The sequence below is a fragment of the Streptomyces sp. NPDC002896 genome, assembly GCF_040295225.1.
Lineage (GTDB): Bacteria > Actinomycetota > Actinomycetes > Streptomycetales > Streptomycetaceae > Streptomyces.
Window position 1 is genome coordinate 157,192 of record NZ_JBEOVA010000003.1, and the last position, 23,504, is coordinate 180,695.

At 71.4% G+C, this 23,504-nt stretch carries 22 protein-coding genes and 1 tRNA gene; 6 read left to right on the forward strand and 17 right to left on the reverse strand.

The features are described 5' to 3' along the window. Positions 1-159 precede the first annotated feature (159 nt). From ruvB to pgsA, 11 genes are all read right to left on the reverse strand, one after another. Entirely contained in the window at positions 160-1,239 is a 1,080-nt protein-coding gene (gene ruvB / locus ABT009_RS05360) for a Holliday junction branch migration DNA helicase RuvB (RefSeq protein WP_351289796.1), read from the reverse strand. Positions 1,240-1,250: 11 nt separating this feature from the next. Continuing rightward, positions 1,251-1,589: a hypothetical protein gene (locus ABT009_RS05365; protein WP_351289798.1), complete on the reverse strand. Its 339-nt coding sequence runs from the start codon at positions 1,587-1,589 to the stop codon at positions 1,251-1,253. Beyond that, positions 1,586-2,194 carry a Holliday junction branch migration protein RuvA gene (ruvA, locus tag ABT009_RS05370; RefSeq protein ID WP_351289800.1) on the reverse strand — a complete coding sequence of 203 codons (609 nt, stop codon included), beginning with the start codon at positions 2,192-2,194 and terminating at the stop codon, positions 1,586-1,588. Before ruvA ends, ABT009_RS05365 begins: the two co-directional genes overlap by 4 nt. Continuing rightward, the gene (ruvC, locus tag ABT009_RS05375) at positions 2,191-2,784 is read right to left on the reverse strand and encodes a crossover junction endodeoxyribonuclease RuvC (RefSeq protein WP_351289802.1); all 594 of its coding nucleotides are present in this window, start codon (positions 2,782-2,784) and stop codon (positions 2,191-2,193) included. Before ruvC ends, ruvA begins: the two co-directional genes overlap by 4 nt. A gap of 162 nt (positions 2,785-2,946) precedes the next feature. After that, a complete protein-coding gene (locus tag ABT009_RS05380; RefSeq protein WP_351289804.1) occupies positions 2,947-3,699 on the reverse strand; it encodes a YebC/PmpR family DNA-binding transcriptional regulator in 753 nt (250 codons plus the stop codon). Between the two features lie 50 nt (positions 3,700-3,749). Continuing rightward, positions 3,750-4,358 carry a pyridoxal 5'-phosphate synthase glutaminase subunit PdxT gene (gene pdxT / locus ABT009_RS05385; RefSeq protein WP_351289806.1) on the reverse strand — a complete coding sequence of 203 codons (609 nt, stop codon included), beginning with the start codon at positions 4,356-4,358 and terminating at the stop codon, positions 3,750-3,752. 4 nt (positions 4,359-4,362) lie between these two features. Beyond that, a complete protein-coding gene (pdxS, locus tag ABT009_RS05390) occupies positions 4,363-5,292 on the reverse strand; it encodes a pyridoxal 5'-phosphate synthase lyase subunit PdxS (RefSeq protein WP_351289808.1) in 930 nt (309 codons plus the stop codon). A gap of 144 nt (positions 5,293-5,436) precedes the next feature. Continuing rightward, positions 5,437-5,982 carry a hypothetical protein gene (locus ABT009_RS05395; protein WP_351289810.1) on the reverse strand — a complete coding sequence of 182 codons (546 nt, stop codon included), beginning with the start codon at positions 5,980-5,982 and terminating at the stop codon, positions 5,437-5,439. Between the two features lie 182 nt (positions 5,983-6,164). Beyond that, positions 6,165-7,325, reverse strand: coding sequence for a glycosyltransferase family 4 protein (locus ABT009_RS05400; protein WP_351289812.1), 1,161 nt, complete (start codon positions 7,323-7,325; stop codon positions 6,165-6,167). Further along, entirely contained in the window at positions 7,322-8,257 is a 936-nt protein-coding gene (locus ABT009_RS05405; RefSeq protein ID WP_351289814.1) for a phosphatidylinositol mannoside acyltransferase, read from the reverse strand. The genes ABT009_RS05400 and ABT009_RS05405 overlap by 4 nt, the downstream gene beginning before the upstream one ends. Then, a complete protein-coding gene (gene pgsA / locus ABT009_RS05410) occupies positions 8,254-8,928 on the reverse strand; it encodes a phosphatidylinositol phosphate synthase (protein WP_351289815.1) in 675 nt (224 codons plus the stop codon). The genes ABT009_RS05405 and pgsA overlap by 4 nt, the downstream gene beginning before the upstream one ends. 274 nt (positions 8,929-9,202) lie before the next feature. Between pgsA and ABT009_RS05415 the strand changes: the two genes are divergently transcribed. Together ABT009_RS05415 and ABT009_RS05420 are read left to right on the forward strand one after the other, a co-directional pair. Beyond that, positions 9,203-11,401 carry an elongation factor G-like protein EF-G2 gene (locus ABT009_RS05415; protein WP_351289817.1) on the forward strand — a complete coding sequence of 733 codons (2,199 nt, stop codon included), beginning with the start codon at positions 9,203-9,205 and terminating at the stop codon, positions 11,399-11,401. A 372-nt stretch (positions 11,402-11,773) separates the two neighbouring features. Then, complete coding sequence (locus ABT009_RS05420; protein WP_351289819.1) at positions 11,774-13,444, forward strand: AbeC-like domain-containing protein; 1,671 nt, start codon at positions 11,774-11,776, stop codon at positions 13,442-13,444. A gap of 33 nt (positions 13,445-13,477) precedes the next feature. Here ABT009_RS05420 and ABT009_RS05425 read toward each other — a convergent pair whose 3' ends face one another. Further along, positions 13,478-14,038 (reverse strand): HIT family protein, encoded by a 561-nt coding sequence (locus ABT009_RS05425; RefSeq protein ID WP_351289821.1) that lies wholly within the window; start codon positions 14,036-14,038, stop codon positions 13,478-13,480. A 66-nt stretch (positions 14,039-14,104) separates the two neighbouring features. Here ABT009_RS05425 and ABT009_RS05430 point away from each other — a divergent pair, with 66 nt between their 5' ends. Next, positions 14,105-14,830, forward strand: coding sequence for a potassium channel family protein (locus tag ABT009_RS05430; RefSeq protein WP_351289823.1), 726 nt, complete (start codon positions 14,105-14,107; stop codon positions 14,828-14,830). Positions 14,831-14,851: 21 nt separating this feature from the next. On the opposite strand, the gene thrS is transcribed toward ABT009_RS05430, so the two are convergent. Then, positions 14,852-16,828, reverse strand: coding sequence for a threonine--tRNA ligase (gene thrS, locus ABT009_RS05435; RefSeq protein ID WP_351289825.1), 1,977 nt, complete (start codon positions 16,826-16,828; stop codon positions 14,852-14,854). A gap of 151 nt (positions 16,829-16,979) precedes the next feature. Between thrS and ABT009_RS05440 the strand changes: the two genes are divergently transcribed. Then, entirely contained in the window at positions 16,980-17,543 is a 564-nt protein-coding gene (locus ABT009_RS05440) for a DinB family protein (RefSeq protein ID WP_351289827.1), read from the forward strand. A 27-nt stretch (positions 17,544-17,570) separates the two neighbouring features. Here ABT009_RS05440 and ABT009_RS05445 read toward each other — a convergent pair whose 3' ends face one another. Both ABT009_RS05445 and ABT009_RS05450 read right to left on the reverse strand, forming a co-directional pair. Next, positions 17,571-18,806: a hypothetical protein gene (locus tag ABT009_RS05445; RefSeq protein ID WP_351289829.1), complete on the reverse strand. Its 1,236-nt coding sequence runs from the start codon at positions 18,804-18,806 to the stop codon at positions 17,571-17,573. Then, the gene (locus ABT009_RS05450; protein ID WP_351289831.1) at positions 18,803-19,369 is read right to left on the reverse strand and encodes a DUF4365 domain-containing protein; all 567 of its coding nucleotides are present in this window, start codon (positions 19,367-19,369) and stop codon (positions 18,803-18,805) included. Before ABT009_RS05450 ends, ABT009_RS05445 begins: the two co-directional genes overlap by 4 nt. Before the next feature lie 168 nt (positions 19,370-19,537). Between ABT009_RS05450 and ABT009_RS05455 the strand changes: the two genes are divergently transcribed. Beyond that, complete coding sequence (locus ABT009_RS05455) at positions 19,538-20,263, forward strand: 3'-5' exonuclease (RefSeq protein WP_351289833.1); 726 nt, start codon at positions 19,538-19,540, stop codon at positions 20,261-20,263. A gap of 81 nt (positions 20,264-20,344) precedes the next feature. Here ABT009_RS05455 and ABT009_RS05460 read toward each other — a convergent pair. Both ABT009_RS05460 and ABT009_RS05465 read right to left on the reverse strand, forming a co-directional pair. Continuing rightward, positions 20,345-20,416 (reverse strand) — tRNA-Val (locus tag ABT009_RS05460). A 39-nt stretch (positions 20,417-20,455) separates the two neighbouring features. Further along, a complete protein-coding gene (locus ABT009_RS05465; RefSeq protein ID WP_351289835.1) occupies positions 20,456-20,908 on the reverse strand; it encodes an SRPBCC family protein in 453 nt (150 codons plus the stop codon). 121 nt (positions 20,909-21,029) lie between these two features. Between ABT009_RS05465 and ABT009_RS05470 the strand changes: the two genes are divergently transcribed. Then, positions 21,030-23,498: an SCO7613 C-terminal domain-containing membrane protein gene (locus ABT009_RS05470; protein ID WP_351289837.1), complete on the forward strand. Its 2,469-nt coding sequence runs from the start codon at positions 21,030-21,032 to the stop codon at positions 23,496-23,498. Positions 23,499-23,504 lie beyond the last annotated feature (6 nt).

Consider the following 23,504-nt stretch of genomic DNA (forward strand, 5'->3'; position numbering starts at 1 on the left):
GAATTTCCTTCGCACGACCGCGCTGGTGGGGCGGCCTGATGGATGGGGGTGGGCCTGCCGCCCGCAGAGGCGGCATCGGCGGAGTCTAGGCGAGTCCGCACGGATGGAACAACGCTCAGCATGGCAGCGTAGTTCCTGACCGGCTCAGTGCCCGCGTCGTCACGCCCCGAACAGGTCCTGTTGTCCGTTTCCGCCGGTCGCCTGGCGTGGCGGGGTGAGGCCGAGATGGGCCCATGCCGCGGGCGTCGCCACCCGGCCGCGCGGTGTCCGGGCCAGCAGCCCCTCACGAACGAGGAATGGTTCGGCCACTTCTTCGACTGTCTCGCGCTCCTCCCCCACGGCCACCGCGAGGGTGGACAGGCCGACCGGTCCGCCGGCGAAAAGCTTGAGCAAAGCCTGTAGAACGGCGCGGTCGAGGCGGTCGAGGCCCCGGGCGTCGACCTCGTAGACGGCGAGGGCCGCGGCAGCGATGTCGCGGCTGATCACGCCGTCGGCCTTGACCTGGGCGTAGTCGCGGACGCGGCGCAGCAGCCGGTTGGCGATACGGGGCGTGCCACGCGAGCGGCCCGCGATCTCGGAAGCCCCGTCGGCCTCGATCTCGACGTTCAGCAGGCTCGCGGAGCGGTGGATGACGCGCTCCAGCTCGACGGGTTCGTAGAACTCCATGTGCGCGGTGAAGCCGAAGCGGTCGCGCAACGGGGGCGGCAGCAGGCCCGCGCGCGTGGTGGCGCCGACCAGGGTGAAGGGCGGCAGCTCGAGCGGGATGGCGGTGGCGCCCGGGCCCTTGCCGACGATGACGTCGACGCGGAAGTCCTCCATCGCCATGTAGAGCATCTCCTCGGCGGGCCGCGACATGCGGTGGATCTCGTCGAGGAAGAGGACCTCTCCCTCCTGGAGGGAGGAGAGGATCGCCGCGAGGTCGCCCGCGTGCTGGATGGCCGGGCCGCTGGTGATGCGGATCGGGGCGCCCATCTCCGCCGCGATGATCATGGAGAGCGTGGTCTTGCCGAGGCCCGGCGCGCCCGAGAGCAGGACGTGGTCGGCTGTGGCGCCACGCTGCCGCGCCGCCTTCAGCACGAGGTCCAGCTGCTCCCGGACCCGTTCCTGGCCGACGAACTCGCCCAGCGACTTCGGCCGCAGCGCCGCCTCGACGGCCTGGTCCTCACCGTCGGCCGCGGCTCCGACCAGTCGGCCGGCCTGGGTGTCGTCGGTGACGGGTGACGTGTCGTCCCAGTTCACGGGTGATCGCCTCACGGGTTGGTGGCGGGCATGCCGCCTGTTGTACGGGTGGTGGGGACGCACGAGGTGCGGCGGCGCGGGGAAGCGCTGGGGTCCGCAGCCGCGGGCAGGGGGCTGGGATGCGGCCGGTGCCGTTGGTGCGTGTACGGCTCCGGGACGTCGGCGGCTGAGCAGCGGTGGGGGCCGGACGACCCGTCGGCGGTGTCCAGCCCCGGGATGTGGGTGGCTGCGGGGCGGTGGGGGCCGGACGCCGCGCCGGCCACCCCGCCGGTTTTGTGTGCCGCCGTGGTGGCTCGGCGCCGGTGAAGCGGCGGGCCCACCGGGCCGCCCACGGTGTCTGCCCGGCTCATCGAGTGCGGTTCAGTGTCTGCAGCGCGGCCTTCAGCAACATGCCCACCTGCGGGTTGCCCCCGGCCGCCTCGGCCTGCGGAGTGACGGCCGTGACCGCTTCGTCGGCCTCACGCGTGGCGTAGCCGAGACCGACCAGCGCCGCGTGCAGCTGGTCGCGCCAGCCGGACGTGACGGGGGCGCCGACCCCCGTGCCCGTGCCGATGGGCTCGCCGAGGCGATCCCTGAACTCCAGGAGAAGCTTCTGGGCGCCCTTCTTGCCGATGCCCGGGACGGCGGTGAGGGCCTTCTCGTCACCGGTCGCGACGGCGCGGCGCAGCGCGTCCGGGCTGTGCACGGCGAGCATGGCCTGCGCGAGACGCGGTCCCACGCCGCTGGCCGTCTGCAGGAGCTCGAAGGTCTGACGCTCGTCGTCGTCCGCGAAGCCGTAGAGCGTGAGCGAGTCCTCCCGGACGACGAGGGAGGTGGCCAGCTTCGTCTGCTGGCCGATGCGCAGGGTGGAGAGGGTGTTCGGCGTGCACTGGACGGCCATCCCGATGCCGCCGACCTCGACCACCGCGGCGTCCGGAGCGAGGGCGGCGACCGGGCCGCTGACGAAGGCGATCATCGGGTGACCTTCCGTGCGAGTGTCTGTGCCTGTGCTTGTGCCTGTGCTTGTGCCTGGGCCCGTGTCTGCGCCTGGGCCCGGCGGGCGTCCGCGTGCGCCTGCTGGAGGCGGTTCATCGCGGGCGCGCGCCAGATGTGGCAGATGGCGAGGGCGAGGGCGTCCGCCGCGTCGGCGGGCTTCGGGGGTGCGGCGAGCCGCAGGAGGCGGGTGACCATGGCGCCGACCTGCGCCTTGTCGGCGCGGCCTGTGCCGGTGACGGCGGCCTTCACCTCGCTGGGCGTGTGCAGCGCGACGGGCAGTCCGCGGCGGGACGCGCAGAGCATGGCGACCGCGCTGGCCTGGGCGGTGCCCATGACCGTACGCACGTTGTGCTGGCTGAACACGCGCTCCACGGCGACGCATTCGGGCTGGTGCTCGTCCAGCCACTGCTCTATGCCCTGCTCGATGGCGACCAGGCGGTGGCCGATGTCGGCGTCCGCGGGCGTACGCACCACGCCGACGCCCAGCATCGTCAGCGGGCGGCCCGCGACGCCTTCCACGACGCCCACGCCGCACCGGGTCAGCCCCGGGTCCACGCCGAGTACGCGCATCGCGTATGCCCCTCCCCCTCGCGTCTGTCGGCTCTGCCGGCCATCTCTGCCTGCGTTGTTGCAGGCTAGCGGGTGGCACTGACAACGCGACGGGCCGACGGGTGGTGTCCCGTCGGCCCGTGCACGTCGGCAGTTGCGGCCGCCCGTCGGCCCTTCCGGCCGTCAGGCCTCGACCTTCTCCATGATGTCGTCGGAGACGTCGAAGTTGGCGAAGACGTTCTGCACGTCGTCGCTGTCCTCGAGCGTGTCGATCAGCTTGAAGATCTTCTTGGCGCCCTCCTCGTCCAGCTCGACCTGCATGGTCGGGACGAAGTTGGCGTCGGCGGAGTCGTAGTCGATCCCGGCGTCCTGGAGGGCGGTGCGGACCGCGACCAGGTCGGTCGCCTCGCTGATCACCTCGAAGGACTCGCCGAGGTCGTTGACCTCCTCGGCGCCCGCGTCGAGCACGGCACCCAGAACGTCGTCCTCGGTGAGGTCGCCCTTGGGGACGATCACGACGCCCTTGCGGTTGAACAGGTACGAGACGGATCCCGGGTCGGCCATGGAGCCGCCGTTGCGGGTCATGGCGACGCGGACGTCCGATGCGGCGCGGTTGCGGTTGTCGGTGAGGCACTCGATGAGCACCGCGACGCCGTTCGGGCCGTAGCCCTCGTACATGATCGTCTCGTAGTCGGCGCCGCCGGCCTCGAGACCGCCACCGCGCTTGATCGCGGAGTCGATGTTCTTGTTCGGAACCGACTGCTTCTTCGCCTTCTGTACGGCGTCGAAGAGCGTCGGGTTGCCCTCCAGGTCGACGCCGCCCATGCGGGCCGCGACCTCGATGTTCTTGATGAGCTTCGCGAAGAGCTTGCCGCGCTTGGCGTCGATCACGGCTTTCTTGTGCTTCGTCGTGGCCCATTTAGAGTGGCCGGACATCTGCCTGTCTCCTTCGCGTAACCCATCTCTGAAAACGAACTCCAGAGATCCTACAAGGCCCCGGGGTTCCGATTCTCGTGCACCATGTCCACGAACAGGGCGTGCACACGGTGGTCGCCGGTCAGTTCCGGGTGGAAGGACGTGGCGAGCGCGTTGCCCTGGCGTACGGCGACGATGTGGCCCTCGTGCTCGGCGAGCACCTCGGCGCGGGCGCCGACGGACTCCACCCAGGGGGCGCGGATGAAGACGCCCTCCACGGGGCCTCCCTCGATGCCCGCGATGTCGACCGCGGCCTCGAAGGACTCGTTCTGCCGGCCGAAGGCGTTGCGGCGCACGATCATGTCGATGCCGCCGACGGTCTCCTGGCCCGAGCGCGGGTCGAGGATCTTGTCGGCGAGCATGATCATGCCGGCGCAGGTGCCGTAGACGGGCATTCCGGCCTGCACGCGCGCGCGGAGGGGCTCCATCACGCCGAACAGGACGGCCAGCTTGGAGATGGTGGTGGACTCGCCGCCGGGGACGACCAGGCCGTCGATCTCGGCGAGCTCCTCGGGGCGCCGGACCGGCCTGGCCACGGCGTCGGCCGCGGCCAGGGCGATCAGGTGCTCCCGTACGTCGCCCTGGAGCGCCAGGACGCCGATGACAGGTGTGCCGCTCATGTGGTTACCAGCCGCGGTTCGCGTAGCGCTCGGCCTCGGGGAGGGTGTCGCAGTTGATGCCGACCATGGCCTCGCCCAGGTTGCGGGACGCGTCCGCGATGATCTTCGGGTCGTCGTAGAAGGTGGTGGCCTTCACGATGGCGGCGGCCCGCTTGGCCGGGTCGCCCGACTTGAAGATGCCGGAGCCGACGAAGACGCCCTCGGCGCCGAGCTGGCGCATCAACGCGGCGTCGGCCGGGGTGGCGACACCGCCGGCGGAGAACAGCACGACCGGCAGCTTGCCGAGCTCGGCGACCTCCTTGACCAGCTCGTACGGGGCGCGCAGCTCCTTGGCGGCGGCGTACAGCTCGTGGTTGTCGTAGCCACGGAGCCGGGCGATCTCGTTCTTGATCTGGCGCAGGTGGCGGACGGCCTCGACGACGTTGCCGGTGCCGGCCTCGCCCTTGGAGCGGATCATGGCCGCGCCCTCGGCGATACGGCGCAGGGCCTCGCCCAGGTTGGTGGCACCGCAGACGAAGGGGGTGGTGAAGGCCCACTTGTCGGAGTGGTTGACCTCGTCGGCCGGGGTGAGGACCTCGGACTCGTCGATGTAGTCCACGCCGAGGGACTGCAGGACCTGGGCCTCCACGAAGTGGCCGATACGGGACTTCGCCATGACCGGGATCGAGACGGCGTCGATGATGCCCTCGATCATGTCCGGGTCGGACATGCGGGCCACGCCGCCGTCCTTGCGGATGTCGGCCGGGACCCGCTCCAGGGCCATGACGGCGACGGCGCCCGCGTCCTCGGCGATCTTCGCCTGCTCCGGGGTGACGACGTCCATGATCACGCCACCCTTGAGCTGCTCGGCCATACCGCGCTTCACGCGCGCGGTGCCGGTCGCCGGGGTGGTGTCGGAGCCGGGCTGGGTGGTGCTGGGGAGCGTGCTGGACACGGGTGACCTCACTCGATGAAGAGAGTTTCTGCATCGTCGAGGAAACCGTCGCGATGCAGGCCACATCAAGGGCCAATGGTGACGCGGTGGCTCATTTTTCCCTTACCACTGTGGGGCAGGCGTACCGCCCGAAGCCGCGCCGCCCTAAGAAGCCGCGCGATCCGCCAGTGCCACCGGTGGCTCGTCGTCCATCTCGAAGGCCATCGGGAACGGCGCGTGACCCGCGAGCCGGAACCATCTCACCTTGCGGTGCCGGCGCAGTGCGCGAGCCGCCCGCACGGAGTCGTTGTGGAAGCGCCTGGCCATCGGGACCCGGCGTACCGCCTGGGCCAGCTCTCGGGCGGCCTCCTCGCCACCGGGCGCCTCCCGAACCGCCTCGACCTGCTCGGGCTCGCCGAAGATGGCCCGCAGCGCCTGGCTGAGCTCGCTCTCGGCCACCTCGCGCTGCTCCTCCTCCGCCTGCCGGGCCGCGTGCGCCGCCTCGTAGAGCACGATCGAGGCGGCCGGGTCGAGTACGCCCGAGGTGGCCAGCTCCTGCGCGACCGACGCACGGCGCAGCAACTGCGCGTCGAGCGCGGCACGCGCCGCGTCGATTCGCGCGTGCAGCCTGTCGAGACGGCCCGCGGTCCAGCTCAGGTAGAGGCCGACCACGACGAGGGCGACGACGATCCAGATCAGAGTGGAGGTCACGGGCGGCAAGGCTACCGGGGCGGTGGCACGCCGATCGGCGCGGGCGTCCGGGCCCGGGGCGACCTGTGCGACACGCGGCGTGGCAGTGAGTGGCAGTGAAGGGTCTGCGCGTCAGCTCACCGCGACCGCACCGCACCCGCGGAGCGGGAAGCACGCGCGCGTGCGCGCCGTGCTCCCGCCGCTCAGTCCCGCGCCAGCCCGAACCGCGCCCGCAGCCCGGTGCGTTCGTCGGCGGCCACTGAGGCGGCGCCGTCCGCGACCGTCTCGTAGACCGCGAGGATGTCCGCGCCGACCGTCGACCAGTCGAAGCGGCGCACGTGCGTGCTGCCGCGCTCCCGGAGTTCTGCGCGGCGTTCGGCGTCGCCGAGGAGGCGTACGGCCGATGCCGCCAGCGCGTCCGCGTCCTCGTTGGTGAAGAGCTCGCCCGCCTTGCCACGGTCCAGTACCTGGGCGAACGCGTCGAGGTCGGAGGCGAGGACGGGCGCGCCCGCGGACATCGCCTCGACCAGGATGATCCCGAAGCTCTCACCGCCGGTGTTGGGCGCGACGTACAGGTCGACGCTGCGCAGCAGGCGGGCCTTGTCCTCGTCGCTGACCATGCCGAGGAACTCGACGCGGTCGCGCATCCGCGCGGGCAGTGTCTCGACAGCCTCCTCCTCGTCGCCGCGCCCGGCGACGAGGAGCCGGGTCTCCGGCCGCTCCGCGAGGATCTTCGGCAGGGCCTTCATCAGCACCGGAAGCCCCTTCCGGGGCTCGTCGATACGGCCGATGAAGCCGATGGTCTGCCCCTGCCACTCGGCCTTGGGCTGCGCGTCGGCGAAGAAGTCGACGTCCACGCCGTTGGGGATGACCACCGCGTCGCCGCCGAGGTGTTCGACGAGGGTCCGGCGGGCGTACTCGCTCACCGCGATCCGCGCGCTGATCTTCTCCAGCGCCGGCTGCAGGATCGGATACGCCGCGATCATCGCCCGGGACCGCGGGTTGGACGTGTGGAAGGTGGCGACGATGGGCCCCTGCGCGGCCCAGCAGGTGAGCAGCCCCAGCGAGGGCGACGTCGGCTCGTGGATGTGGATGACGTCGAAGGTGCCGTCGTGCAGCCAGCGCCGCACCCGCGCCGCGGAGAGAAAACCGAAGTTGAGCCGCGCGACCGAGCCGTTGTACGGCACGGGGACCGCCCGGCCCGCCGACACGACGTACCCCGGGAGGGGGGTGTCGTCGTCCGCGGGGGCGAGGACGGACACCTCGTGCCCGAGTCGGATGAGGTGCTCGGCCAGGTCGCGGATGTGGAACTGGACGCCGCCCGGCACGTCCCAGGAGTACGGGCAGACGATGCCGATCCTCACGCCGGCGCCCCCGGATCCGCGGCCTTCGGCCCCTTCCCGGGCTCCAGGTCCGCGAGCCACAAACGCTGCAGCATGTGCCAGTCCTCCGGATGCTCGGCGATCCCCGTGGCGAAGGCGTCTGCCAGCGCCTGTGTCATGACAGACGTCTTCTCGGCCCGGGTACCTGTTTCCGGCACCGTAATGGGCCGGTGGACGCATCCCTTCATGGCGGTCGAGTCGTCGTACCAGAGGGTGGCCGGCAGCAGCAGCGCACCGGTCTGCTGGGCGAGCATCGCCGGGCCCGCCGGCATCCGCGCGGTGTCGCCGAAGAACCGGACCTCGACGCCCGACGCCGACAGGTCCCGGTCGGCGACGAGGCACACCAGGCCGCCGGCGCGCAGCCGCCGCGCCAGCGTGCCGAAGGCGGCGCCGCCGGTGTGGGGCAGCACCTCCATGCCGAGGCTCTCGCGGTAGGCGACGAACCGGTCGTACAGCGTCTCCGGCTTCAGCCGCTCCGCGACGGTCGTGAACGGGACGCCGAGGTGCGTGGTGACCCAGGCGCCCGCGAGGTCCCAGTTGGCCAGGTGGGGCAGGGCGAGTATGACGCCCCGGCCTTCGGCGAGGCCGTCCGTCAGGTAGTGGATGTCCTTCGCGTCGAAGGCGGCGCTCACGCGCTCCTTGCTCCAGGCAGGGAGGCGGAAGGACTCCATCCAGTAGCGCAGGTAGGAACGCATGCCCGCCTTGGAGAGCTCGGCGAGGCGCTCGGGTCCCGCGTCGGGCACCACGCGCGCGAGGTTGGCCTCGAGCCGCTGCACGCCCTTGCCGCGGCGCTTCCACGCGATGTCTGCGATGGCCCGGCCGAGCCGCACGGCGACGGGCTCGGGGAGTTGCTTGACGGTGGCCCAGCCCAGTCCGTACAGGGCGTCCGTAAGCCGCTCCTGGACAGGGCTCATGAGGCGGCCCCGCTCTCCTGCGAGTCCTGTGACGACGCGGATTCCTCGGCCTCCGCGGACTCCCTGCGGACGGTCACCACGCGCTGGATGAGAGTGACGAGGCTGCCCACGGCCACGATCCACAGGGCGATCGGCAGCAGCACCTGGATACCCGGCACACCGAACGTGTGCAGGCCCGCGAGACCGGCCGCGACCAGTGAGATCACCAGCCGCTCGGCGCGCTCGACGAGACCGTTGACCGCGACCGGCAGGCCGATCGATTCTCCACGTGCCTTGGTGTACGACACGACCTGGCCGCTGGCCAGGCAGAAGATGGCGACGGCGCAGAGGACGTTGTCGTTGCCGGTGCCCGCGTACCAGAGCGCGAAGCCACCGAAGATGGCGCCGTCGGCGACGCGGTCGAGGGTCGAGTCGAGGAAGGCTCCCCAGCGGCTGGAGCGGCCCAGCTGGCGCGCCATGTTGCCGTCGACCAGGTCCGAGAAGACGAACAGCGTGATGACGACGGTGCCCCAGAAGAACTCGCCCCGGGGGTAGAAGACCAGCGCACCCGCCACCACGCCGGCCGTACCGATGAGCGTGACCGTGTCGGGGCTCACCCCTCGGCGGATGAGAAACGCGGCGAACGGTGTGAGGACACGCGTGAAGAATGCACGCGCGTACTTGTTCAGCATGGCCTTCCAGACGGTCGGTGCGCCGCGTGGCCCCTGCTGACCACCGGCTGGCCCATCGTAGCCACGCGCGCGTGGCCGCGAGTGCCGAGCGTCGAGGCCGGGTGATCTCGTACGACGTATGGACGCACCGTTACGGGAGTGCAAAGCTCGAAAACATCGGGGCGTCGCCGGAGCCGCCACCGCTGGGGTGCCCCCGGCCCATGGCTGGAGGAAGGAAAGCCGCAGGTCCACGCCCTGACAGACCTCACCGTGCACGAAACCGGGAGGCAGGAAAATGGGCGACAAGGCGAATGCACACTCCGGAGCCGCCGGCAGGGCAGCGACGGCCGACCACCCCTCGTCCGTACGGAATGTGGTTCTGGTCGGCCACAGCGGATCGGGCAAGACGACTCTGGTGGAGGCCCTCGCGCTGACCGCGGGGGCGGTGAACCGGGCGGGCCGCGTGGAGGACGGCGGCACCGTCTCCGACTACGACGAGATCGAGCACCGCCAGCAGCGCTCGGTGCAGCTCTCGCTGGTTCCCGTCGAATGGGACGGATACAAGATCAACATCCTGGACACCCCGGGATACGCCGATTTCGTCGGGGAGTTGAGGGCCGGTCTGCGAGCGGCGGACGCGGCCCTTTTCGTCGTCTCGGCGGCCGACGGCGTCGACGGCTCGACCCGCATGGTGTGGGAGGAGTGCGCCGCGGTCGGCATGCCGCGGGCGATCGTGATCACGCACCTGGAGGCGGCGCGGGCCGACTTCGAGGAGATGACGCGTAACTGCGCTGAGACGTTCGGCGGGGACGACCCCGACGCCGTGCTGCCGCTGTACCTGCCGCTGCGCGGCGAGCCGGGACCGGACGGGCACGCGCCCGTGACGGGCCTGATCGGCCTGCTGACCCAGCGGCTGTTCGACTACTCATCCGGCGAGCGCAAGGAGTCCGAACCGGGCCCCGACCAGCTCCCGCTCATCGATGAGGCACGCAACCGGCTGATCGAGGGGGTTATCGCCGAGAGCGAGGACGAGACCCTCATGGACCGCTATCTCGGCGGCGAGGAGATCGACGTCAAGACGCTGATCGAGGACCTGGAGCGCGCCATCGCGCGCGGCAGCTTCCATCCCGTGCTGGCCGCCGCGCCCGCCGCCGATGGCGCCCGGCAGGGCCTGGGCACCGTCGAGCTCCTGGAGCTGATCACCCGCGGTTTCCCGACGCCGATGGAGCACGAGTGCCCGGCGGTCACGACACTGGACGGCAAGTCACGGGCGGAGGTCACGTGTGATCCGGACGGGCCGCTGGTGGCGGAGGTCGTCAAGACGGCATCCGATCCGTACGTCGGCCGGGTGTCCCTGGTACGCATCTTCTCGGGCACCCTGCACCCCGACCTGACCGTGCACGTCTCGGGGCACGGTCTCGCCGACCGCGGGCACGAGGATCACGACGTCGACGAACGCATCGGCGCCCTGTCGGCGCCGTTCGGCAAGCAGCAGCGGACCCTCTCGCAGGCCATCGCGGGCGATCTCGCGTGCGTCGCGAAGCTCGGCCGTGCCGAGACGGGCGACACCCTGTCGGCCAAGGACGACCCCCTGCTGATGGAGCCGTGGGACATGCCCGATCCGCTGCTGCCGGTGGCCATCCAGGCACACAGCAAGGCGGACGAGGACAAGCTCTCCCAGGGCCTCGCCCGGCTCGTCGCGGAGGACCCGACGCTGCGCCTCGAGCAGAACCAGGACACCCACCAGGTGGTGCTGTGGTGCCTGGGCGAGGCGCACGCGGACGTCGTCCTGGAGCGGCTGCGCGGGCGCTACGGCGTGCAGGTCGACGTCGTACCGCACAGGGTCTCCCTACGGGAGACGTTCGGGAGCAAGGCCTCCGCACGCGGCCGCCATGTGAAGCAGTCGGGCGGTCACGGTCAGTACGCGATCTGCGAGATCGAGGTGGAGCCGCTGCCGGGCGGCTCGGGCATCGAGTTCGTGGACAAGGTCGTCGGCGGCGCGGTGCCGCGGCAGTTCATCCCGTCGGTCGAGAAGGGCGTGCGCGCCCAGGCCGCCAAGGGGGTCGCCGCCGGCTATCCGCTCATCGACGTCCGGGTCACGCTCCTCGACGGCAAGGCGCACTCGGTGGATTCCTCCGACGCCGCGTTCCAGACGGCGGGCGCCCTCGCACTGCGGGAGGCGGCATCGGATGTGCGGATCCATCTGCTGGAACCGGTCGCCGAGGTCCAGGTGCTCGTCGGCGACGACTACGTCGGCCCGGTGATGAGCGATCTGTCGGGACGGCGCGGCCGGGTGGTCGGCACCGAGCAGGCGCCCGGCGGGCGCACGCTCGTACGGGCCGAGGTCCCCGAGATCGAGATCGACCGTTACGCGGTGGACCTGCGTTCGATCTCGCACGGCACCGCGCGGTTCAGCCGCCGGTACGCACGGCACGAACCGATGCCGCCGCAGATCGCCGACAAGGTCCGCGAACAGGCCCGCGAGGCCGCCTAGTTCCAGCAGTCCGATCAATCACACGTCCCGGCCGGGTCTCACACCGAGGCCCGGCCGGGCGGTCCGATGGCCGGGGCCATCCGCCCAATCCCCTTCTGGGCGGGCGGCCTTGGGCCTGCTCGCGCCGCACATGCCTGGCGGCCTTCGGCCTGCTCGCGCCGCACATGCCTGGCGGCCTTCGCCCTGCTCGCGCTGCACACGCCGCACTTGACGTGCTGCGTGTGCGCCCCCGTAAGCCCACTGCCGGATGTCGGTGCTCCCCGATACGCTGATGACCTGATCAAGCTGATGGGCGATCAAGCCGATGAGCCGATCAACAGGTGTGCGGGGCAAGGAAGTCGGGAAGGGCCGCAGCATCGAAGCGCGGCGGCGATGGGGGCGGCAGTGGCGGACGACGTATTCGATTTCAGGCCCGGGGCCCAGGTGCCGCTGTCGGGCTCAGCGGGCCAGACGGCGGCGACGCAGGCGCTCGCCTCGGCCGCGTACCGGGACAACGACGTCAAAGAGATCCTCAAGGCCAACAGCGACTGGCACAAGTGCGAGGTGAAGGAGGGCCTGTGGTGGGACCTCTTCAAACCGAACCTCGGCGAGGCCTTCGCGCGGGCCGTCCAGGTCCGGATGCTCGGGGGCGCCCGCAAGCCGCTGATCCAGTCCTTCGGGACCGAACCGCAGGCTGTCGTGGAGCACTGCCTCGCCGCGAACCGCCTCCGCCGTGAGCGCGACAGCTGGCTCACGGCAGTGACGGTGCTGTCCGGGCTGCTTTTCCTGCCGGGACTCGCGGTGTGGCTGCTGGTCTTCCAGATCAGAAGGACGGTCGCCAAGACCGAGGACAAACGCGCGTCCGTACTCGCAACCGCCGTCCTGTTCGCCGTGGGCGTGCTGGCCGTGATCTTCCTTCTCCGGCTGCCGTTCGACGGCTTCTGGGCCTGGTACACGCGCGCTGCGATCGTCGCTCCCGTGGCGGGCTGGTTCTGGGCGAGGCAGATATGCGAGCGCACCGCCAAGGACATGCGCGAGCGCTGGGACAGCCTGCTGGCCGGTGGGGGCGTCGGCGCCAAGATCCCCGAGGCGGTGCCGGGCAGTCCCGGCGAGACGGCGGCCGAGCGGCTCCGCCAGGGCCTGGCCCGGCTGACCGCCGAGCAGCAGTCCAACACCGTCTTCTACGCCGGGCCGAAGGGCATCCTGGGGATGGGCACCCGCTGGGGCAGCTGGCAGCTGGCCGAGGAGCTCGTGCCGCGCGAGAAGGGCACCGAGATCCACCCCTTCCGCAGCTGGGACGTCATCCGGTCCATCCACGACCAGCTGCGCATGCTGGAGCGCGGCCCGCTGCACACCGGCGGCTTCCCCACTCCCTCCATGCGGCACTGGATCGTCTCGCCCATCGGTGAGAAAGCCGACGAGGTGTCCCGGCCGACCGGCACGGACGTGGAGGCCTTCCAGATCAGGCCGCACGAGGTCCAGCGCATCTGCAACGAGCAGCAGTTCGGCGGCGGTGACCGCCACTATCTGGGCGTGCAGTTCACGCTCTGGGACGGCCAGCTGGTGATCACCATGCTGATCACCGTGACGGTGCTGCACGAGACGTTGCGCATCGAGGTCACCGGGCACGCACTGGGGCCTGTGCACTCCCTCTTCACCACGAAGCCGAAGGCGAAGGTGAAGGAGGTCGCCAAGCCGATCAGGTTCTGGGAGGTCCAGGAGAAGAAGCTGCCCCTCGTCGAGCCCGACGAGGTGGTCCGCCTCGCGGTGCGCGCCCCCTTCACCTGGTATCCGCCCCTGCTCGACTTCCTGGGCGGCAAGATCAAGCTCCCCGAGCCGTTCGGCCTGCGGCACGCCTGGGCGGACAAGCCCTGGCGCCACCGCTTCATGGCCGACGACGCACTGCGCACCGCCACACCCGTACTGCGCGTGGTGCACGCCGCGGCGATCAAGGTCCTCGCCGAGAACGGCGTCGACACGGAGAAGTTCGGCACCCGCTCGCTGCTACTGAGCAACCTGATCCAGGACCCGACGCCTACGGCAGCGGACGTGTACGAGGCGTAAACCCTCCGGGGGCGCGGAGCCCTGGCCCGTCGGCTACGCCGCAGGCCAGGCGTCCGCGATCATCTTCCGCGTATCGGCCAGCAACTGCGGCAGCACCTTCGTGTGGCCGACAACCGGCATGAAGTTCGTGTCGCCACCCCACCGCGGCACGATGTGCTGATGCAGGTGGGCCGCGATGCCGGCCCCCGCCACCGTGCCCTGGTTCATGCCGATGTTGAACCCGTGCGCCCCGGAGGCGCTGCGCAGCGCCGTCATGGCCTGCTTGGTGAGCTCGGCGAGCTCGGCGGTCTCCGGCCCGGTCAGGTCCGTGTAGTCGGCCACGTGGCGGTAGGGCACGACCATCAGGTGGCCGCCGTTGTACGGGTACAGGTTGAGCACCGCGTACACGTGCTCGCCGCGTGCGACGACGAGCCCGTCCTCGTCGGACTTGCCGGGAATCGAGCAGAAGGGGCAGCCGTCGTCCGCTCCCGGACCGGTCGGCTTGTTCTCGCCCTGGATGTAGGCCATCCGGTGGGGGGTCCACAAACGCTGGAACGCGTCCTGCGTCCCCACTCCGATCTGCTGCTCCGGCTCACTCGTCATGCTGTGCAGCATATGGCTTCGCCCGTTCGGAACGTGTCGCCGGGGCGGCCCTGCACCGCACCCCGCCAAGCTGGCCGGATGGACCACCACAGCCGCTCGTCACACACCGAGAGCAGGCAGGCACGCTGGGAGCAACGCACGGAGATCCCGCTCGGTGTGGCGTCGCTGGCGTATCTCGCCGCCTACGCGGTGTGGGTGCTCGGTGAGTCCCTGCCCGAGGACTGGCGCGACGCCTGCCTCGCAGTGACCATGGCCTCCTGGGCACTGTTCGTCGTGGACTATGCGGTGCTGTGGCGGATGAGCGGCCAAGGCCTGCGGTTCGTACGGAAGCACTGGCTGGACACCATCGTGCTCCTGCTGCCCCTGCTCCGGCCGCTGCGCTTCGTACGGCTCTACGAGGCGATGCAGCGGCGGCGCCATGAACCACGTCTGGCCGTGTACGCGCGCGTGATGGCCTACGCGAGCATGTCGGTGGTCCTGCTCGGCTTCACGGGGGCCCTCGCCGTCTACCACGCGGAACACACGGCAGCGGGCGCCAGCATCCGTACCTTCGGGGAGGCCGTCTGGTGGACGTGCTCGACGCTCGCGACCGTCGGATACGGCGACGTGGTGCCCGTGACACCCATGGGGCGTCTGGTCGCGGTGGGGCTGATGTGCTGCGGTCTGGCGCTGCTCGCCGCCGTGACGGGCTCGTTCTCGTCGTGGCTCATCCAGGTGTTCACGCGGGAGGACCAGGCACGCGCCCGAGGTACCGAGGCGCGCGTCCACGGAGAAAGGGCCCCGGGGAAGTCCCCGGGGCCCTGAACCCACGTAAGCGGGCGGCGCTCAGACCTGGATCCTGCGCTCCACCACGTCGACGATCTTGTCGAGCGCCTCGTCGCGCGGGATGCCGTTCTCCTGCGAACCGTCCCGGTAGCGGAAGGAGACCGTCCCGGCCTGCATGTCGTCGTCACCGACGATGATCATGAACGGGACCTTCTGCTTCTGCTGGTTCCGGATCTTCTTCTGCATGCGGTCCGATGAGGCGTCGACCTCCACCCGCAGGCCCCGCTTCTTCGCCTCGGCCGCGAACTCCTGGAGGTACGGCACGTGGGTGTCGCCGACGGGGATGCCGACGGCCTGCACGGGCGCCAGCCACGCCGGGAACGCACCCGCGTAGTGCTCGAGGAGCACCGCGAAGAAACGCTCGATCGAGCCGAACAGCGCGCGGTGGATCATGACCGGCCGCTGCTTGGAGCCGTCGGGCCCGGTGTACTCGAGGTTGAAGCGCTCCGGCAGGTTGAAGTCCAGCTGCACGGTGGACATCTGCCAGGTGCGGCCGATGGCGTCCTTCGCCTGGACGGAGATCTTCGGGCCGTAGAAGGCCGCGCCGCCCGGGTCCGGGACCAGCGGGAGGCCCTGCTTCTCGGCCACCTTGCGCAGCGTCTCGGTCGCCTCCTCCCAGACCTCGTCGGAGCCGACGAACTTCTCCGGGTCCTTGGTGGAAAGCTCCAAGTAGAAGTCGGTCAGACCGTAGTCGCGCAGCAGGTTCAGCACGAAGGTGAGCGTCGAGTCGAGCTCGTCCGCCATCTGCTCCTTGGTGCAGTAGATGTGCGCGTCGTCCTGGGTGAAGCCGCGGGCGCGGGTGAGGCCGTGCACGACGCCCGACTTCTCGTACCGGTACACGGTCCCGAACTCGAAGAGGCGCAGCGGCAGTTCACGGTACGAGCGGCCGCGCGCGTCGAAGATCAGGTTGTGCATCGGGCAGTTCATGGGCTTGAGGTAGTAGTCCACGCCCTCGTCGAGCTGCATGGGCGGGTACATGCCGTCGGCGTACCAGTCCAGGTGGCCCGAGGTCTCGAAGAGCTTCCCTTTGGTGGCGTGCGGGGTGTAGACGAACTCGTAGCCCTCTTCCTCGTGGCGCCGCCGCGAGTAGTCCTCCATGGTGCGGCGGATGATGCCGCCCTTGGGGTGGAAGACCGCGAGGCCGGAGCCGATCTGGTCGGGGATGGAGAACAGGTCGAGCTCGCTGCCCAGCTTGCGGTGGTCGCGCTTCTCGGCCTCGGCGAGGAAGTCGAGGTGCGCCTTCAGCGCGTCCTTGGACGGCCAGGCGGTGCCGTAGATGCGCTGCAGCATGGGGTTCTTCTCGCTGCCGCGCCAGTACGCCGCCGCGTTCCGCATCAGCTTGAACGCCGGGATGTTCCGGGTGGTGGGCAGGTGCGGGCCTCGGCAGAGGTCCTTCCAGCACAGGTCGCCGGTCTTGGCGTCGAGGTTGTCGTAGATGGTCAGCTCGCCCGCGCCGACCTCGACGTCCGCCCCGTCGTCCGAGGACGCGGAGCCCTTGAGGCCGATGAGCTCCAGCTTGTACGGCTCCGACGCCAGCTCCTCGCGTGCGGCCTCGTCGGTGACGACGCGGCGCGAGAAGCGCTGCCCGCGCTTCTGGATCTCCTGCATCTTCTTTTCGATGGCCTTGAGATCCTCGGGGGTGAACGGCCGCTCGACGTCGAAGTCGTAGTAGAAGCCGTCCCTGACCGGCGGGCCGATGCCCAGCTTGGCCTCGGGGAACAGCTCCTGCACGGCCTGCGCCATGACGTGCGCGGTCGAGTGGCGCAGGATGTTCAGGCCGTCCTCGGAGGAGATCTCGACGGGCTCGACCTTCTCGCCGTCCTTGATCGCGTACGCGAGGTCCTTGAGCTGGCCGTCCACGCGGGCCGCGACGATGGTGCGCTCACCGGCGAAGAGGTCGGCGGCCGTAGTGCCCGTCGTCACCACGCGCTCTTCCCGCTCGGAATCGCGATGGATGATCACACGGACGTCTGACACCGGTCTCTCCTGCCTGAAGGTGGATTTCGCACGCCACGAGATAAGCGACGCACTAACGGATCGTACCGACTCGCCGGGCCCGCTCGCGAAACGGTTTCCCGGGACCGCCGTCAGCGGGCCGCCCGGCGCCCTTCGCCCTAGGGTGAGCCGCATGGCACTCGACTGGAACACGCTCCTCGCCGACCAGCTCGACTGGCACTGGCAGCACCAGCTGCGACCGCGCCTGGCGGGTCTGACCGACGACGAGTACTTCTGGGAGCCGGTCCCTGACTGCTGGAACGTGCGCAGGCGCGGCACGAGCACCGCGCCGGTCGCGGCCGGCTCCGGCGACTTCACCATCGACTACGCGTACCCGGAGCCGCAGCCCGCGCCGGTGACGACGATCGCCTGGCGCCTGGGCCACATCCTCGTCGGCGTACTGGGAGCCCGTAACGCCTCGCACTTCGGGGCGGAGCCTGTGGACTACATGACGTACGCCTATCCCAGCACGGCGTCGGCGGCGCTCGACCGGCTGGACGCGGCGTACGCGGAGTGGACGGCGGGGGTGCGCGGCCTGGGCGAGAGCGGCCTCGCCGACCCGTGCGGCCCGGCCGAGGGACCGTACGCGAAGGAGCCCATGGCCGCGCTCGTCCTGCACATCAACCGCGAGATGCTGCACCACGGCGCGGAGATCGCGCTCCTGCGGGACCTGTACGCCCACCGTCCGGCGGCCTGACGCCCGGCACCGCCGGGGCGCTGGGGGTCAGTCGTCGGCGCCGCACGCCTCCTCGAGGAAGTCGAGATTCTCCTGGAGCGACTTCATCAGCCGGTCCCGCTCCGCGTCGTCCACCTGTACCGGCGCAACGCCGGACGCCCCGGTCAGCCGCCGGAAGCCGCCGCGGCTCTCCAGCCTCCCGTGCACCCGGATCGGCAGCCCGACGAGATGCGCATGCCCGGCTATCCGGTACGCCTCCTCGTCCAGCGTCAGCCGTACGTGCGGCACCTCCGCGCCCGCGATGACACGCAGCCGCACCGTACCGTCACCGCGCGGCCCCGACCTGCGCATACGCACCACGGTGCCGGTCAGACGCACCGGAACCGACGGCTCCACGCGCATGTAGCGCGCGCTCGCCTCACGCAGGACGGACAGGTCGCCGGGCGAGAACTCCACCGGCTCCGCCGGCGTCGCGCCCCCCTCGGGGACCCCGGCGGCGGGCGCCCACTCCACGGCGATGCGCGCGCCCTGTGAGCCGCGCACGAGGGCGATCAGCGCCTCCGTCAGCTCGTGGCTGACGCCCGCCTCGACGGCTCCGTCGAAGGCGTCCATGCCGCCGGTGGCCCGCCGGTAGTCGATGGCCTCGCGGGCCGCGTACAGCGCCTGGTGCAGCCGTACGGCGAGGGGGCGCACCGGGGTGACGGGCACGAACGCGGTCAGTTGCCGTCCGCCCGGTGCCGGTCCCACGAGGACGTTCTCGAGGGACGCCGCTGCAGGGCGACGGTGGCGGGCCCCGTAGTACCCGGCGCGCCCGCGCACCGCCAGGGCGGCAGCCAGAAGCATCTGCCGCGCGGCAGTCCGCAGCTCTTCCTCCGCCGTCCAGGCGGCGGCGCCCGCGGGCCCGGTCGGCACGTCGCGCCACCAGCGGATCTCGTCGCTGGGCACGGCGAGCCCGACCAGCACCTCACGGGCGGCGGGCGTGCCGCTGCGGCTCAGCGCGACCAGGGCCTCGCCGAGCAGGTCGTCGCTGTCGGGGAAAGCGCGGCTCTCCGGTACGAGCAGGCTCGTACGGCTGCTGCCCGGGCCCGGCGGGGTCCAGCGCGCGTACCGCCCGGCGGCGCCGCCGCGACGCTGCCAGCCGTGCCGGTGGAGCAGCGCGCTGAGCACCGCGGGGTCGACCTGGGCGGGCTCGGGCGGCTGCGCGCCGAGCGCCGCGGCGTCGGCGGGGTGCGGCCGCATGGCGCCGAGGGGGCGCAGGGGCTCGTCGATCGGGCGGTGCGTCACGGTTTCCCTCCCGTCCCGACCCGCGTCATGATCTCGCAGAGCGCCCGGTCGTCGAAAATGCGCGAGGTCGGTATGCGCACGGTGGTCCTGCGACGGCCGGTGATGGGGTGCCCGGCGAGGTTGATCCAGTAGCAGCAGTGCCGCAGGTCGAGCCGGTCGTGGCCGGCGCGCAGCCACTCGTCCTGTGACCTGGGCACGATCATCACGACGAGGATCTTGTGCACCGAGACCGGGGTGCGGGCGAGCTTCGCCAGGTGCGCGTTGTCGAGCGTGAAGGAGAACGCGGGCCCCGGCGGGTTCGGCGGGATCTGGTACGTGGCCTTGAGCTGCACCTTGATGGTCACCTCGTCGTCGACCGTGTGCCCGGGGGTGCTGTGGCTGACGTGCCAGTCGATGCCGTTGTCCGGAAAGGGCTGCGACAGCGAGCAGCCCGCGGCGGCCGCGACGGCATGCAGATAGCCCACCTGAAGCGTCTCCATACAGGCGGTGGTGGCGAGCGAGCCGCGCGGCGGAGCCATCCGCTCGGGCAGCAGCCCGCCCCTTTCGGGCTGCGCGAGCGCCATCTCCAACAAGCCTTCCGCAGTGGTGGATCCCCGTGACGGGCCCTGAAGTGGCATGACCCGTATCTGTGTTGTCTCCCCCCTGCGTACGCCGCAAACGGCCGGGTATCACCAGGTCGGGGCAGGGGACGCACGTCAACTGCCGAAGGGTGAACGAGGAGTTGTGTACACATGACGTGCTGGTACGAGGGACCCCTGGTTGCATTCGACACCGAGACCACCGGCGTGGACGTCGAGACCGACCGGATCGTGTCCGCCGCCGTCGTCGTGCAGGACGCCGCGGGGCTCCGCGCGCGCGTGACCCGCTGGCTGGTGAATCCGGGGGTCCCGGTGCCCGAAGCGGCCACGGCGATACACGGTCTGACGGAGGATCATCTGCAACGCAACGGCCGCTGGCCGGCCCCCGTGATGGAGGAGGTGGCCAGGACGCTCGCCGAGCATGTGGCGGCGGGCCGCCCGCTCGTGGTGATGAACGCGCCGTTCGATCTGACGATCCTTGACCGGGAGTTGAGGCGGCATCGCGCCTCCTCGCTCTCCCACTACTTGGAGAGCTCCCCGCTGTGTGTGCTCGACCCGCGGGTCCTCGACAAGCACCTGGACCGCTACCGCAAGGGCCGTCGCACGCTCACGGATCTGTGCGAGCACTACGGCGTGGTGCTGGACGGCGCCCATGACGCGGCGGCCGACGCGCTGGCCGCCCTGGATGTCGTACGGGCGATAGGCCGGCGTTTCGCAGCCCGGCTGGAGCGGCTCTCGCCGGCCGAGCTGCACACGCTGCAAGCGGTGTGGCATGCGGCACAGGCGCGCGGGCTGCAGGCCTGGTTCGCCCGGAGCGGCTCGCAGGAGGCGGTGGACCCGGCGTGGCCGTTGCGTCCGGAGCTTCCGGCGGCGGCCTGAGCACAACAGGACCCTGGCCACAACGGGAACCTGGGCACAACAGAAAACCGGTCCGCCTGCTGGCGGACCGGCCTCTCCGGGTGGGCGATACTGGGTTCGAACCAGTGACCTCTTCGGTGTGAACGAAGCGCTCTCCCACTGAGCTAATCGCCCGGGAACGCACTGAACCATACAGGCCCCGGGGGGCTCGCTTCAAACCGCATTCAGCAGGGCGGTCAGCCCTCGGCGGCCACCGCGCATCATCAGCGCGTGGTTGGCCCGGAACAGACCACGCGCGGGCACGGCGAGGCGCCGCATGACCGGCTTGCGCACCTCGACCTCCTGGTCGTAGCACGCGCGCGTGCCCCTCCCATCTGGGGCCTGTGCGAGCGTCCAGCGGGCCCAGCCCTCCAGATCACCGGACATCTCGATCTCCAGGACCCCGGCTGCCGGGTCCCGCCGCCGCTCGTGGGCGGTGACGACGAGGTCGTACGGCAGGACGGAGCGGAAGCGGGCCACGCCGACCCGGTCGCCGAGGGGCGTCACCGCGCGCACCTGCGGCCACCAGCGCGGATACTCCTCGGCCCGCTCCAGCACGGCGTACACCTCGGCCGGCTGAGCAGGCAGGTTCCAGACGCTGCGGAAGCGGTAACGGCACCAGTCCACGTACCGAGTCTGCCCGTGCGGAGCCTTCCCGTGCGCGGGATCAGTGCGTTCTGAGTACTCACACTCATGCTGAGTACCCACACTCATGCCGTACGACGTGACGGGGACCACACTCCGAGGCATGACACACATCCCGCCCCCGGCTGAAGAGCTGCGGCTCATCGACGCCGAGCTGCGGCAACTTGATGCCCGCCGGGTCCAGTTGCTGGCCCGGCGCGCCTGGCTGGTCGCCGCGCTGCAGCGGCAGCAGGTACCGCAGGCACCCGTCGAGCCCCGCCCCGAGGCCACCGCGCCGCGCGTCCAGAACGTGCTCCTCGTGCTCGGCGGCGTCCTGCTCACCGTCGCCGCGGCGGCGTTCACGCTGGTCAGCTGGGGACACCTCGGGATCGCCGGGCGGGCCCTGGTGCTCGGCTCGGTCACGCTGGCCGTGCTCGCCGCGCCGGTGCCGCTGCTGAAGCGCGGGCTGCGCTCGACGGCCGAGTCGGTGGCGGGGCTCGGACTCGCGCTGACGGTTCTCGACGCCTACGCGCTGCACGAGGCCGCGCTCGCGGCCGTGGACGGCACGGGGTACGCGGCGGTCGCGTCGGCGGTGCTGGCGGGGGTGTGGGCGGCGTACGGCCGGGGGCTCGGGCTGCTGCCCGACCTGACCTCCCCCGCCTCGGACCACCCTGCGCGGGAGGGGGTCCAACGCCTCCCGCTCCGTCTGCCTCTGCCCGCTGCTCTGGCCGCTGCCCAACTCCCCCTGCTTCTCTGGGCGATCGCGGTCGCCGCTGGTCCGTACTGGATCACGGCCGCGCTGCTGGTGACAGCCGGGTTCGACACGATCGTGGCGCTCCGGAGCACCGCCAGGTCCGTGCGTGTCGTCGCCGCCGTCGGCGCGTACGGCATGGGCGGCTCGGGCGTACTGGCTGCCGGCTGGCTCTCCTGGGACGCGGGTGGCCCGAGCACCGCCGCCCGTGCGTCGGCGCTCCTCGCCCTCGCGGCGGCCATCGGGCTGGGCGCCGCACTGCAGCTGCCGAAGCCGGGTAATGCCCTGGGCACCGCGCTCGCCGGCGGGCTCCTCCTGGTCGCGGCGTTCGGCGGGATCCTGCGCGTGGTCCTGCCCGGCGACTGGACGGTCCTCGGTTATCTGGCGGGCGGTGTCGCGCTGCTGGCGGCGGTACGCGGGCGGCTTGCCGAGCCGGTGCGCCGTGGCCTCGCGTGGGCCTCAGGCACGGTCCAGGCGCTGGCGCTGCTCTGGGCCCTGCCGCTCGTCGCGGTCGCGCTCCTCGGCCCGGTCGGCTGGGCGGCGCGGCCCTGGACCGGCGTGCCGTCGGACGCCCGCGCGGCAGTGACGGTCGACGTTCCGTGGCCGCCGCACGCGGCATCGGCCGCCGTCGTCCTGGCCGTCGTCGCCGCTGTGCTGGCAGCGATCCGGAACGCGACCTGGCGCCCGCGGGCCCTGACCGGCGTGCTGGTTCTGGCCTGGGCGACCGCGCTCGTCCTCCCGGCGGTGCTCGAACTCCCTTACGGTGTCGGTCTCCTGGCCCAGGGCATCACGACGGTGGGCGCCCTCGCGGCAGCGGCGGCTGCCGCCCAGTCCCCGGGCAGTTCGCAGCCGGTTGGTCTACTCTCGCTCGCGGCTTCTTTCGGTCGGCCGCCCGTGCAGACGACCGCCACCGTCCTCTCGCTGGTCACCTCCCTCTCCTTGGCGTTCCTCTCCCTCGCATCCGAGAGCGCGACGCTGGCGGTGCTCGTCGCCCTGACCGTGGTGTTCGCGGCGGCCTCGTGGGTCGCGCGTCTGGCTCCCGTCACGGCCCCTGCCGCGCTCGCGTACGCCGCCGCGTTGGCCTGCGCGACGGGCGCTTCCGCGGGCTGGCGGCCGGAGCACACGGCCCTGCTCGTCCTTGCGGTGCCCGTGGCCGCGGCCCTGCTCGCCTCGCGGCTCGGCGGCTCCCCGGCGACCGTGCCGGTCGAGGTGACGGGCGCCGTCGCCGGACTGCTCGCCGTCACACTGACCGTCGCCAACCCGCCTATGCTCGCCCTGGTGCTGGCCCTGTGCGGCGTGATCGCCGCAGGCACCGCGGTCCGTTCCGACCGCCGCGCCGTCGGTTACGCGGCGGCCGCCCTGTTCGTCCTGGCCACCTGGGTACGGTTGGCCTCCTGGGACGTGGATACCCCGGAGGCGTACACGCTGCCAGTGACCGTCCCGGCGCTGTTCGTCGGCGCCCTGCGTAGGCGCCGTGACCCCCAGGCCTCGTCGTGGACGGCATACGGCGCCGGACTCGCCGCCACGCTCGTGCCCAGCCTAGTCGCGGCCTGGGGCGATCCGCACTGGCTGCGTCCGCTGCTGCTCGGCGCGGCGGCGCTGCTGGTCACTCTGCTGGGCGCCCGGCACCGTCTCCAGGCGCCGCTGCTCATCGGCGGCACCGTGCTCGCCCTGGACGCGCTGCACGAACTCGCCCCGTACCTCGTCCAGATAGCGGGGGCGCTGCCCCGCTGGGTACCTCCCGCGCTCGCCGGGCTCCTGCTGCTCGCGGTCGGTGCGACGTACGAGCAGCGGATCCGGGACGCCCGGCGGGTGCGGGAGGTGCTGGACAAGATGGACTAGCCGCCG

Coding starts and splice junctions, on each gene's coding strand:
- ABT009_RS05365 (WP_351289798.1), bottom strand. CDS start 1,589: ATGAGCCGGGCAGACACCGTGGGCGGCCCGGTGGGCCCGCCGCTTCAC.
- ruvA (WP_351289800.1), bottom strand. CDS start 2,194: ATGATCGCCTTCGTCAGCGGCCCGGTCGCCGCCCTCGCTCCGGACGCC.
- ruvC (WP_351289802.1), bottom strand. CDS start 2,784: ATGCGCGTACTCGGCGTGGACCCGGGGCTGACCCGGTGCGGCGTGGGC.
- ABT009_RS05380 (WP_351289804.1), bottom strand. CDS start 3,699: ATGTCCGGCCACTCTAAATGGGCCACGACGAAGCACAAGAAAGCCGTG.
- pdxT (WP_351289806.1), bottom strand. CDS start 4,358: ATGAGCGGCACACCTGTCATCGGCGTCCTGGCGCTCCAGGGCGACGTA.
- ABT009_RS05405 (WP_351289814.1), bottom strand. CDS start 8,257: ATGAGCCCTGTCCAGGAGCGGCTTACGGACGCCCTGTACGGACTGGGC.
- pgsA (WP_351289815.1), bottom strand. CDS start 8,928: ATGCTGAACAAGTACGCGCGTGCATTCTTCACGCGTGTCCTCACACCG.
- ABT009_RS05415 (WP_351289817.1), top strand. CDS start 9,203: ATGGGCGACAAGGCGAATGCACACTCCGGAGCCGCCGGCAGGGCAGCG.
- ABT009_RS05420 (WP_351289819.1), top strand. CDS start 11,774: ATGGGGGCGGCAGTGGCGGACGACGTATTCGATTTCAGGCCCGGGGCC.
- ABT009_RS05425 (WP_351289821.1), bottom strand. CDS start 14,038: ATGCTGCACAGCATGACGAGTGAGCCGGAGCAGCAGATCGGAGTGGGG.
- ABT009_RS05430 (WP_351289823.1), top strand. CDS start 14,105: ATGGACCACCACAGCCGCTCGTCACACACCGAGAGCAGGCAGGCACGC.
- ABT009_RS05440 (WP_351289827.1), top strand. CDS start 16,980: ATGGCACTCGACTGGAACACGCTCCTCGCCGACCAGCTCGACTGGCAC.
- ABT009_RS05450 (WP_351289831.1), bottom strand. CDS start 19,369: ATGGCGCTCGCGCAGCCCGAAAGGGGCGGGCTGCTGCCCGAGCGGATG.
- ABT009_RS05455 (WP_351289833.1), top strand. CDS start 19,538: ATGACGTGCTGGTACGAGGGACCCCTGGTTGCATTCGACACCGAGACC.
- ABT009_RS05470 (WP_351289837.1), top strand. CDS start 21,030: ATGACACACATCCCGCCCCCGGCTGAAGAGCTGCGGCTCATCGACGCC.